We start from the raw sequence: 10,544 nt of genomic DNA on the forward strand, positions 1-10,544 counted from the left end.
GCAGGAATATCAGGGCTTGTTCGCTGAACTGGTGGCTTTAGGGTAAGTAATCAAGCGATAAGCTGAGGGCCGCCTCATTGTGTGCAGGTATGACAGACGCCTGATCAGCGTGAGTGTTGGAAAAGGCTGGCAGTGGCGTCAGGGACTGCTTGGCATGACATCCATGTCTGCAAGTGAAGAACCATACGGAATTACTACGATTGCGCGGTGCTCCTGCGCTCGCGTCTGCCTGCATGAATGAACACCACCACGAACAGTGCGCTGAGCAGTAGCACGATGGTCGGGCCAGGGGCGCTGTCGATGAAAAAGCTCAGGTACACGCCGCCGAGTGCGGCGCCGACAGCGATGCCTACGGCGGTGAACAGCATGGCGCCCATGGTGCGGGTGAGCAGGAAGGCGATGGCGCCGGGGGCGATCAGCAGCGCCACGGTGAGCACGATGCCGATGGCCTTGAGCGCGCCGACGATGGTCAGCGACATTACCGCCAGCAGGCCATAGTGCAGCAGGCGCACCGGCAGGCCGACGGTGCGTGCCTGCACCGGATCGAAGGCATGCAGCAGCAGGTCGCGCCACTTCAGGCCGATGAAGGCGGTGACCGCCAGGGCGATCAGCCCGCTTTCCAGCAGATCCGCCCAGCCGATGCCGAGCATGTCGCCAAACAGGATGTGATCCAGATGCACATCGCTGTGAATCTGCGTGTACAGCAGCAGGCCGAGGCCGAACATGCCGGAAAACACCACGCCCATCAGAGTGTCCTGCTTGATCCGGCTGTTTTCCTTGAGATAGCCCGTGGCGATGGCGCACAACATGCCGGCCACGAAGGCGCCGAGCGAGTAGGGCAGGCCGACGATATAGGCGATGACCACGCCGGGAAACACCGCGTGGGCGGTGGCGTCACCCATCAGCGCCCAGCCCTTGAGCACCAGAAAGCACGACAGCAGCGCGGCGGGAATGGCCACCAGCACGGCGATCAGCAGGGCGTATTGCATGAAGTCGATTTGCAGCGGCTGCAGCAGCATCTCCATGGTCACATCTCCAGTCGCGCCTGGGCGGCGCGGCGGCGGGCGGCGAGCAGGCCATGCTTGGGTGCGAAACAGAAGGCCAGCAGGAACACGCCGGTCTGCAGCACGATGATGATCGCCCCGGTGGCGCCATCGAGAAAGTAGCTGGCGTAAGCACCGATGAAACTGCTCAGGCCACCAATGCAAGCGGCGATCAGCAGCAGCCGGTCGAAACGGTCGCTGAGCAGGTAGGCGGTGGCGCCTGGAGTGACGACCATGGCGATGACCAGAAAGGCACCGACGGTCTGCATCGCCGCCACCGTGCAGGCCGACAGCAGGATGAAGAAGATCGCCTTGAGGCGCGTCGGGCTGAGGCCGATGGAGCGGGCGTGGTTTTCGTCGAAGAACACCACCATCAGATCTTTCCAGCGCACTGCCAGCACGGCCATGGTGATGCCGGCGATGAGCAGTAACTGCAGCGTGTCACCGGGTGTGATGGCGAGTATGTTGCCGAGCACGATGGTCTGGATGTTCACCGAGGTCGGTGACAGCGACACCATGAACAGCCCGAGGCCGAAGAACGACGAGAAGATCAGGCCGATGATCACGTCTTCCTTGAGCTTGCTGCGCTGGTTGAGGAACAGCATGGCACCCGCCGCCAGAGTACCGGCGCCGAAGGCGCCGAGGGCGAAGGGCAGGCCTAGCATGTAGGCACCGGCGACGCCGGGAACGATGGAATGAGCCAGGGCGTCGCCGATCAGCGACCAGCCCTTGAGCATCAGGTACACCGACAACAGCGCGCAGACCATACCGACCAGGGTCGAGACCCACATGGCATTGACCATGTAGCCGTAGGAAAAGGGTTCGAGCAGGATGTGCACTATTGATCCTTTTCGTCGACGCGACCACGGATGGTCGACTTGCCGTCGTAGAGCACCAGCGGGCGTTCGTCGTCGGTGATGATGCCGATCAGTGGCGATTTGCGATCGTGCCCTTCACCGGGCAGTTCGAAGTGGCGCAGCACGCCGCCAAAGGTGCGCTCCAGGTTTTCCCGGGTGAACACCGATTGGGTCGGGCCGTAGGCGAGCACGGTGCTCGCCAGCAGCACGGTGCGGTCGCAGAATTCCGGCACGCTGCCCAGGTTGTGGGTGGAGACCAGCATCACCCGGCCTTCGTCGCGCAGTTCACCGAGCAGCCGTACGATGGCGTCCTCGGTTTTCACGTCGACCCCGGTGAAGGGTTCGTCGAGGAGGATCACCCGCGAATCCTGGGCCAGAGCGCGAGCGAGGAACACGCGCTTTTTCTGGCCGCCGGACAGCTCGCCGATCTGCCGCTTGCGTAGCTCGCTCATGCCGACCCGTGCCAGGGCAGCGTCCACGGCCTCACGGTCGGCGGCGCGCGGCCGCCGCAGCATGCCCATGTGGCCATAGCGGCCCATCATCACCACGTCTTCGACCAGCACCGGAAAATTCCAGTCGACGTCTTCGCTTTGCGGCACGTAGGCGATCAGGTTGCGTTTGAGGGCGTCGTGCACCGGCATGCCGAGTACGCTGATGCTGCCCTGCGCCAGGCGCACGAAACCCATGATGGCCTTGAACAGCGTCGACTTGCCGCTGCCGTTGACGCCCACCAGGGCGGTGATGCTGCCGCCGGGGCTGCTGAAGCTGGCATCACGCAGGGCGGTATGACCATTGCGGTAAGTGACGCTGATGCGTTCGACGCGGATGCCGTCGAGGCTGTCCTGATTCTGCAGACTGTCTTGCATCACTCGGCCAGCCCGTCAGCAATGGTCTGCGAGGTGACGCGCAGCAGGTCGAGGTAGGTCGGTACCGGGCCGTCCGGCTCGCTGAGGGAATCGACATACAGCACGCCGCCGTATTTGGCGCCGGTTTCACGAGCCACCTGCTGGGCCGGCGAGGCAGAAATGGTGCTTTCACTGAATACCGCAGAGATCTGGTTGGCCCTGACCGCATCGATCACCTTGCGAACCTGCTGTGGCGTGCCCTGCTGATCTGCGTTGATCGGCCACAGGTACAGCTCCTTGAGGCCGAAGTCCCGTGCCAGGTAGCTGAATGCACCTTCGCTGGAAACCAGCCAGCGACGGTTTTCCGGAATCGTCTGCAGGCGCTCGCGAATCGGCGTTATCGTGGCCTGGATGCGCGCCTTGTAGGTCTCGGCGTTGGCCTTGTAGGTCTCGGCATTGGCGGCATCGTGCTCGACCAGGGCATCGCGGATGTTGTCGATGTAGATCATCGCCGAGTCCGGCGACATCCAGGCATGCGGGTTGGGTTTGCCGCTGTACGGGCCTTCGGCGATGCCGATCGGTTCGATGCCCTCGCTGAGGGTCACCGCGGGCACGCCTTGCAAGCGCTGCAGGAAGCGCTCGAACCACAGTTCCAGGCTCATGCCGTTGCGCAGGATCAACTGGGCGTCGCGGGCCTTGAGGATGTCGCCTGGCGTCGGCTGGTAATTGTGGATCTCCGCGCCGGGCTTGGTGATCGATTCGACCACCGCTGCATCGCCGGCCACCTGGCGGGCCATGTCGGCGAGAACGGTGAAGGTGGTGACGACCTTGAACTTGCCTTCGGCGGTGGCCAGTTGCGGCAGCAGGATCAGGAGAAAGGCGGCGAGCAGGGGAGCGCAGGTGCGCGAGCGGATCCGATTGAGCATCTTCATCCTCGTATGGCTTGACCGATCAAATCACCGGGATGGTCGTTCCCCCCGGACAGGGCTGCCACTCTAGCGACAAAACGCTGTTAATGAAAACTATTGGCATTAGAGATTTATTTTCGATGCTTTCCGTCTGATGCCGTGCGAGGCGGATGCGTTCAGCATAGCTGTTGGGGCGTATGCATGTGAGCGGTCGGGTGGTCGGCAGGTTCCGCCAAGTGGGTCATTTGCTGCGAGGGGGTTGAGGTGGGAATGTAAAACCCCGCGACTTGCGCGGGGTTTTGAGGGAGGTCAGCTGCCGCTCTTGATCTTCGTCCAGGCGCGGGTGCGTACCCGTTCGACTTTCTGCGGCAGGGGCTCGACGCCGTAGAGGGTTTTCTGCGCTTCGGCGGTTGGGGTCAGATCCGCGTTTTCGCTGATCGCCTTGTCGACCAGCAGCATGGAGTCCTTGTTCGGATTCGGGTAGCCGAGAAAGTCACTGATTGGTGCGATCACCTTGGGGTCGAGCAGGTTGTCGAGGAATTCATGGGCTTCCTCGACGTTCTTGGCGCTGACCGGAATGGCGAAGGTGTCGAACCAGATCGGTGCGCCTTCTTTCGGTAGGCGCCATTCGACTACCACGCCATTGCCGGCTTCCTTGGCGCGGTTGGCGAACTGATAGAAGCTGCCCGAATAGCCGATGGCCACGCAGATGTCGCCGTTGGCGATGTCGGTCATGTACTTGGCCGAGTGGAAGTAGGTGACGTACGGGCGGATGCTCATCATCAGTTCGGTGGCCTTGTCGTAGTCCGCCGGGTTGGTGCTGTTGGGCGGCAGGCCCAGGTAGTGCAGGGCCAGGGGCAGGATCTCGTTGGGCGCATCGAGCATGGCGACGCCGCAGCGCTTGAGCTTTTCCATGTTCTCGGGCTTGAACACCAGATCCCAGCTGTCCACGGGTGCGTCGGCACCCAGGGCCGCCTTGACCTTGTCCGGGTTGAAGCCGATCAGTACGGTGCCATACATGTAGGGCACGCCGTACTGGTTGCCGGGGTCATTGGTCTCCAGCAGTTTGAGCAGTGCCGGGTCGAGGTGCTTCCAGTTGGGCAGCTTGCTCTTGTCGAGCTTCTGGAACACGCCGGCCTTGATCTGCGTGTCGAGGAACATGTTGGACGGTACCACCAGGTCGTAACCCGAGTTGCCGGTGAGCAGCTTGGCTTCCAATGCCTCGTTGGTTTCGAAGGTGTCCCAGATCAGCTTGATACCGCTTTTCTGCTGAAAGTCCTTGAGGGTCTGCGGCAGGATGTAGTCGGCCCAGTTGTAGACCCGCAGTTCCCGCGCTTCGACCATGGCACTGCCGAATAGCAGGGCCGCCCCGCAGAGGGCGGTGCCGAACAGACTGTGGAGGTTTTTCATCGTTATGTGCTCCGTTGTATGCGTAGTTGTCGGCAGTAGGCTCAGGCGCCCTCGAAACCTTCCAGTACGTTCACCGCGTTGACGCCGATTTCCTCGACGGCATAGCCCCCTTCCATCACGAACAGGGTGGGCTTGCCGAGGCGGGCGATGCGCTCGCCCATGCGCAGGTAGTCGGGGCTGTCGAGCTTGAACTGGGAAATCGGGTCTTCCTTGAAGGTGTCCACGCCCAGGGACACCACGATCACGTCCGCGGCGTAATCGTCGATGCGCACACAGGCGCTTTCCAGTGCCGCGCTCCACTGCTCCCAGGCGCTGCCGGAAGCCAGCGGCAGGTTGAGGTTGAAGCCTTCGCCGGCGCCTGCGCCAAGCTCGTCCTGGTAACCGAGGAAGAACGGGAATTCGAAGGCCGGGTGGCCGTGGATGGAGACGAACAACACGTCGCTGCGGTCGTAGAAGATCGACTGGGTGCCGTTGCCGTGGTGATAGTCCACGTCGAGGATGGCGACCCGCTTGCAACCCTGATCCAGAAAGGCCTGGGCGGCGATAGCGGCATTGTTCAGGTAGCAGTAGCCGCCCATCAGATCCGCGGCGGCATGGTGACCGGGCGGACGGCACAGGGCGAAGGCACTGTTGGCACCACCACTGATCAGCTTCTGCCCGGTAAGGGCGACCTGAGCGGCACCCCAGGCGGCTTGCCAGGTGCCGGCGGTGATCGGTGCGCCGCCGTCGAAACTGTAATAACCCAGCTGGCCATGCAGGTTGTCCGGCACCACGCTGCGCAGGGTGCGGGCGGGCCAGGTGAAGGGCATCAGATCGCCGTCGCGGCCCATGGCCGCCCAGCGTGCCCAGGCGCCTTGGAAAAAATCCAGGTAGCCGCGGTCGTGAATGCGTTCGATCGGCGCCCGGCCGAAGTCGCTCGGCTCGATGACGTCACCGAGTTTCTGCTGGCGCACCCGGGCCAGCACATGGTCGGCCCGCGAGGGCATTTCGAAACAGGGCTTGAGCTCCCCGTCGATGATTTCGCAGCGACCGTGATGCAGGTGATGGTCATCGCTGTAGATCGTACGCATGGCTGACTCTCCGACTTGGGCACCTGCATTCTTGGCCGGAGTCTGGCATCGGTGAAATGAGCGCAATGGCCAAAAGGGGATAGATGTGGCCACGAAATGGCGCGTGGCCGATCCGTATCGGTGCAGGTTCTAGACGCCGGCAGGGCGCCGATAGCGGCTTGGCGAGGTACCGCTCCAGCGCTGGAAGGCGTGGCGGAAACTGGCGGTTTCGCTGTAGCCGAGCTCCTCGGCGATACGGGCGATGGGCAGCCGCTCCTGCCCCAACAAGCGTCGCGCCTGTTCGAAGCGCAGCTCATCGAGCAGGGTCTGGTAGCTGGTGCCGACTTCCTGTAACTGCCGGCGCAGGGTGCGCGACGAGCAGCGTAGCTGGCGGGCCAACCCGTCCAGGCCCGGCGCCATTGGCAACTGGCTGGCGAGCAACTGGCGTACGCGGGAAATCAGCGCCAGGTGGGAAATGAATTCGCGGTTCAGTTGGCGGCAGCGCTCCAGGGTGTCGCGGTGAGTCACCGGGTCAGCCAGCGGCAAGCGTCGATCCAGCCACTGACTGTCGAAAACGATGGCGTTATCGGCGGCATTGAAACGCACCGGGCAGGCGAAGTCCCGCGTGTACTGGCGTTGGTAGCGCGGCGCGCGATGGGTGAAGCGGGCCGCTTCGAGGGGCAGGGTGCGGCCGAGCAGGTCGTCGCAGATCAGCTTCAGCGAGGCCAGGCAGAACTCGGTGTTGAAGGTCGCCAGCTCGGGCGTATCGCGGTAATGGCTGGCCTCGATCCAGGCATGCATACCGTCGCGCCGCAGGCGCAGATCGAAAAGGGTGCCGAGCAGCGCGGGAAAGCTGAAGGCTACTTCCAGCGCATCGCCCAGGGTCGAGGCCGAGAGCAGACTGAACCCCAGCAAGCCATAGGACGACACATGCATGCGCCGGCCGAGCAACAGACCGAGATCCTGGCGCTTGCCGGTGGCGTTGCGGAACACCTGGCGCTCCTGGGCGATACTGATGCGCATCTCGGGGCGTTGCAGGTCTGCGGTGTCGATGCCACTGCCGTTCAGCAAGTCATCTGCAGCACAGTCGCCGTTCTGGCAGAGGGTATCGAGAGCCAGGACGACGGCATGCAAGGTGGTCAGGTGGGAGTGCAGCATGGGGGCACGCCTTCTCGGGACAGACCTGAGAGTGAGGCAATAAGCGTGCCTTGTGCGTCGGCAAGGCTCGCCCCTTGAGTCCGGGAGTGTCGGGCGATACCACGCTTGGCGGATGTGGGAGAAGGTAACGTGCCCTCGGCTTCGCAAGCGTCAGGTGGGGATCAAACGTCCGTCTCCCGGGTGTTGCTGCGCTCGGCCTGGATTATGCCAAGACAGTTTTCGGCAAGTCGCTTCGCCGTTGAAGGATCGTCAAAGCGCCACGAAAAGCAGGAATGCCCCGAGTATCAGGCGATAGATCACGAACGGCAGCATGCCGATGCGATCCAGGGCGGCCAGGAACAGTTTGATGCACAGGAACGCCGAGACGAACGACAGGCCGGTGCCCCAGGCGATATCTCCCCAATGCGCGCCATTGCCTTCCTGCACCAGGTGAGCGGCCTTGAGCCCGCCGGCGGCGAGAATCAGCGGAATCGACAGCAGGAAGGAAAAGCGCGCGGCGCTCTGGCGGTCGAAGCCCAGCATCAATGCGGCGGTCATGGTAATGCCCGAGCGCGAGGTGCCGGGAATCAGTGCGAGCATCTGCGCCAAACCGATCAGCAGCGCCTGACGCCAGGTCATGCGGCTCATGTCGGCATCACGGCTGCCTTTGGCGTCGGCCCACCACAGCACCAGGCCGAAGACGATGGTGGTGGTGCCGATCACCAGCATCGAGCGGGTGTACTGCTCGATCACCGATTCGAAGAGCAAACCGGCCAGTGCTGCTGGAATGGTCGCCAGGATGATCATCCAGCCCATGCGGCTTTCCGGGGTGACCCGGCGGTGCAGCACATGGCCCAGCCAGCCCTGCACGATGGCAACGATCTGTTGACGAAAGGCGAGGATCACCGCCATCAGCGTGCCCACGTGTACGGCGACGTCGAAGGCCTGGCCCTGATCTTCCCAGCCCAGTAATTGCGAGGGCAGGATCAGGTGAGCGGAGGAGGACACAGGGAGGAATTCGGTGACGCCCTGGATGAGCGACAGGATGAGCAGATGGAGCCAGTCCATGGGTTTCCTTATGAGGGAGTGAGCGAGCGCGGACTGCGGGTATGACCCGGCGAGAGCTGTTTCTCTCCGCGCCGCAGGTCAATTCCTTGAAAATTGCCTGCATTCTAGACATGCCAGTCGTCTCCAGACCAGTTCCCTGGGCGGCGTGTGACGCTGTCGCTGGCCCTGGGATTTGCTATCGTGTGCGCCCCATGGCCGGGTGCCCTCGGTCGATGCCTTCTGCAGACCCTCGAGATTCCTCCGCATGCAATCCGCAGTATCGTCGGCCCCTGGCCGGCCCTTGACCCGTAGCGATTACAAGACTCTGTCCCTGTCTGCCCTGGGCGGCGCGCTGGAGTTCTACGATTTCATCATCTACGTGTTCTTCGCCACCATAGTCGGCAAGCTGTTCTTCCCGCCGGACATGCCCGACTGGCTGCGCATGCTGCAGACCTTCGGCATCTTCGCCGCGGGCTATCTGGCGCGTCCGCTGGGCGGCATCGTCATGGCGCATTTCGGCGACCTGATCGGGCGCAAGCGGATGTTCACCCTGAGCATCCTGATGATGGCGGTGCCGACGCTGATCATGGGCCTGCTGCCGACCTACGCGCAGATTGGCATTCTTGCGCCGCTGCTGTTGCTGCTGATGCGCATGATCCAGGGCGCCGCGATCGGTGGTGAAGTGCCGGGCGCCTGGGTGTTCGTCTCCGAGCACGTACCGGCGCGCTACATCGGTTACGCCTGCGGCACGCTGACCTGCGGCCTGACCGTCGGCATTCTGCTTGGCTCGCTGATGGCCACGCTGATCAACAGCGTCTACACCGAGCAGGAAGTGCTCGACTGGGCCTGGCGTCTGCCGTTCCTGCTCGGCGGTGTATTCGGCCTGTTCGCGGTGTACCTGCGCCAGTGGCTGCACGAAACGCCGGTGTTCACCGAGCTGCAGCAACGCAAGGCATTGTCCGAGGAGCTGCCGCTGAAAACCGTGGTGCGTGATCATCGCCGCGGTGTAGTGGTGTCGATGCTGCTGACCTGGCTGCTGTCGGCCGGCATCGTGGTGGCGATCCTGATGACGCCGACTTTCCTGCAGACCTTCTATGGATTCGATGCCGTCACGGCGCTCCAGGCCAACAGCCTGGCCATCGTCATGCTGAGCATCGGTTGCATCGTCAGTGGCGCGCTGTGCGACCGCGTCGGTGCCGGCCGCGTATTGGTGGTTGGCTGTAGCGCGCTGGCGGTCGTCGTCTGGCTGTTCTACAGCAGCCTGCACGCCAACCCGCATTGGCTGTTCCCGCTGTACGCGCTGGTCGGCCTGTTCGTCGGCACCATCGGCGCGGTGCCTTTCGTGATGGTCAATTCCTTTCCACCGCGGGTGCGCTTCAGCGGGCTGTCGTTCTCCTACAACATGTCTTACGCGGTGTTCGGCGGCCTGACGCCGGTAACCGTCTCGCTGCTGGTGAAGTGGAGCCCGCTGGCCCCGGCTTACTACCTGATTGCGCTGTGCGGGGTGGGAATCGCCGTCGGGTTGAGCTTGCTGCGCACGGGTCGATGAGACGACTATTCCGTTCCACCCGGCTGAGCCGGTATGGTGCGCACACGATCAAAATGCTACGGAGAAGCCCATGAGCCTTTACGGCGACTACGATTCGCAGAACATCTTCGCCAAGATCATTCGTGGCGAGATGCCCTGCTACAAGCTGTATGAAGACGAAGACGTGCTGGTGTTCCTCGACCTGTTCCCGCAGTCTTTCGGGCACACGCTGGTGATCCCCAAACGCGCCGAGGCCCGCAATATCCTGGAAGTCGACGCCGATAACCTGGTCAAGCTGACCCTGGGCGTGCAGAAGGTCGCCCGCGTGCTGGCTGACGAGCTCAAGCCCGACGGCGTGCAGATCGCCCAGTTCAACGGCGCACCGGCAGGGCAGACGGTGTATCACATCCATGTGCATGTGATTCCGCGCTTTACCGAACAGGGCTTGCAGCAGCACGCCAGCGGCAAGGCCGATCCTGCCGAGCTGGAGAAGCTACAGGCCAGACTGGTGAAGCGTTTCCAGAGCGCTTGATGGTATGGGCGGCGATGCACTACAGCGGATTGCCGCCCGGCCCGCCAATGCTCTGTAAGACTGTAGATACCGTCTTAACCTTCACCTCGCAATAGCGAGTTGCGGGTTAAAGGGTTGGCCGGATTTGAGCACCCCGTAAGCGATGCATAGCAGCTTGCGCATGGCCGCGCAGACGATCTGTTTGCCGG

General features: G+C 62.9%; 10 protein-coding genes and 1 pseudogene. 2 read left to right on the forward strand and 9 right to left on the reverse strand.

Features of this window, described 5'->3' with window-relative positions; genetic code table 11:
* Positions 1-194: 194 nt before the first annotated feature.
* The 8 genes from DNK10_RS25365 to DNK10_RS25400 form a co-directional block, all read right to left on the reverse strand.
* The gene (locus tag DNK10_RS25365; RefSeq protein WP_131181307.1) at positions 195-1,025 is read right to left on the reverse strand and encodes a metal ABC transporter permease; all 831 of its coding nucleotides are present in this window, start codon (positions 1,023-1,025) and stop codon (positions 195-197) included.
* Positions 1,026-1,027: 2 nt separating this feature from the next.
* Positions 1,028-1,882 carry a metal ABC transporter permease gene (locus tag DNK10_RS25370; protein WP_165496039.1) on the reverse strand — a complete coding sequence of 285 codons (855 nt, stop codon included), beginning with the start codon at positions 1,880-1,882 and terminating at the stop codon, positions 1,028-1,030.
* Complete coding sequence (locus tag DNK10_RS25375; RefSeq protein WP_131181305.1) at positions 1,882-2,766, reverse strand: manganese/iron ABC transporter ATP-binding protein; 885 nt, start codon at positions 2,764-2,766, stop codon at positions 1,882-1,884. The genes DNK10_RS25370 and DNK10_RS25375 overlap by 1 nt, the downstream gene beginning before the upstream one ends.
* Positions 2,766-3,671 carry a metal ABC transporter substrate-binding protein gene (locus DNK10_RS25380; RefSeq protein WP_131193432.1) on the reverse strand — a complete coding sequence of 302 codons (906 nt, stop codon included), beginning with the start codon at positions 3,669-3,671 and terminating at the stop codon, positions 2,766-2,768. The genes DNK10_RS25375 and DNK10_RS25380 overlap by 1 nt, the downstream gene beginning before the upstream one ends.
* A gap of 291 nt (positions 3,672-3,962) precedes the next feature.
* Positions 3,963-4,997 carry a polyamine ABC transporter substrate-binding protein gene (locus DNK10_RS25385; RefSeq protein ID WP_423228066.1) on the reverse strand — a complete coding sequence of 345 codons (1,035 nt, stop codon included), beginning with the start codon at positions 4,995-4,997 and terminating at the stop codon, positions 3,963-3,965.
* 107 nt (positions 4,998-5,104) lie between these two features.
* Positions 5,105-6,133 carry a histone deacetylase family protein gene (locus tag DNK10_RS25390; protein WP_131193433.1) on the reverse strand — a complete coding sequence of 343 codons (1,029 nt, stop codon included), beginning with the start codon at positions 6,131-6,133 and terminating at the stop codon, positions 5,105-5,107.
* Between the two features lie 129 nt (positions 6,134-6,262).
* The gene (locus DNK10_RS25395) at positions 6,263-7,270 is read right to left on the reverse strand and encodes an AraC family transcriptional regulator (protein ID WP_131181301.1); all 1,008 of its coding nucleotides are present in this window, start codon (positions 7,268-7,270) and stop codon (positions 6,263-6,265) included.
* A gap of 249 nt (positions 7,271-7,519) precedes the next feature.
* A complete protein-coding gene (locus tag DNK10_RS25400; RefSeq protein ID WP_131193434.1) occupies positions 7,520-8,317 on the reverse strand; it encodes an undecaprenyl-diphosphate phosphatase in 798 nt (265 codons plus the stop codon).
* A gap of 244 nt (positions 8,318-8,561) precedes the next feature.
* On the opposite strand from DNK10_RS25400, the gene DNK10_RS25405 reads away from it, so the two are divergent.
* Positions 8,562-9,845, forward strand: coding sequence for an MFS transporter (locus DNK10_RS25405; RefSeq protein WP_131193435.1), 1,284 nt, complete (start codon positions 8,562-8,564; stop codon positions 9,843-9,845).
* A 70-nt stretch (positions 9,846-9,915) separates the two neighbouring features.
* Entirely contained in the window at positions 9,916-10,356 is a 441-nt protein-coding gene (locus tag DNK10_RS25410) for an HIT family protein (protein ID WP_131193436.1), read from the forward strand.
* Between the two features lie 81 nt (positions 10,357-10,437).
* On the opposite strand, the pseudogene DNK10_RS26265 reads toward DNK10_RS25410, so the two are convergent.
* A pseudogene (locus DNK10_RS26265) lies at positions 10,438-10,544 on the reverse strand (IS110 family transposase); the annotation flags it as partial.

This window comes from Phytopseudomonas daroniae (genome assembly GCF_004327275.1).
Classification (GTDB): Bacteria; Pseudomonadota; Gammaproteobacteria; order Pseudomonadales; family Pseudomonadaceae; genus Aquipseudomonas; species Aquipseudomonas daroniae.

Bases quoted from the DNA above. Each gene is read 5' to 3' on its own strand.
- DNK10_RS25380 (WP_131193432.1), bottom strand. From the start codon at position 3,671: ATGCTCAATCGGATCCGCTCGCGCACCTGCGCTCCCCTGCTCGCCGCC.
- DNK10_RS25375 (WP_131181305.1), bottom strand. From the start codon at position 2,766: ATGCAAGACAGTCTGCAGAATCAGGACAGCCTCGACGGCATCCGCGTC.
- DNK10_RS25385 (WP_423228066.1), bottom strand. From the start codon at position 4,997: ATGGTCGAAGCGCGGGAACTGCGGGTCTACAACTGGGCCGACTACATC.
- DNK10_RS25400 (WP_131193434.1), bottom strand. From the start codon at position 8,317: ATGGACTGGCTCCATCTGCTCATCCTGTCGCTCATCCAGGGCGTCACC.
- DNK10_RS25410 (WP_131193436.1), top strand. From the start codon at position 9,916: ATGAGCCTTTACGGCGACTACGATTCGCAGAACATCTTCGCCAAGATC.
- DNK10_RS25390 (WP_131193433.1), bottom strand. From the start codon at position 6,133: ATGCGTACGATCTACAGCGATGACCATCACCTGCATCACGGTCGCTGC.
- DNK10_RS25405 (WP_131193435.1), top strand. From the start codon at position 8,562: ATGCAATCCGCAGTATCGTCGGCCCCTGGCCGGCCCTTGACCCGTAGC.
- DNK10_RS25395 (WP_131181301.1), bottom strand. From the start codon at position 7,270: ATGCTGCACTCCCACCTGACCACCTTGCATGCCGTCGTCCTGGCTCTC.
- DNK10_RS25365 (WP_131181307.1), bottom strand. From the start codon at position 1,025: ATGGAGATGCTGCTGCAGCCGCTGCAAATCGACTTCATGCAATACGCC.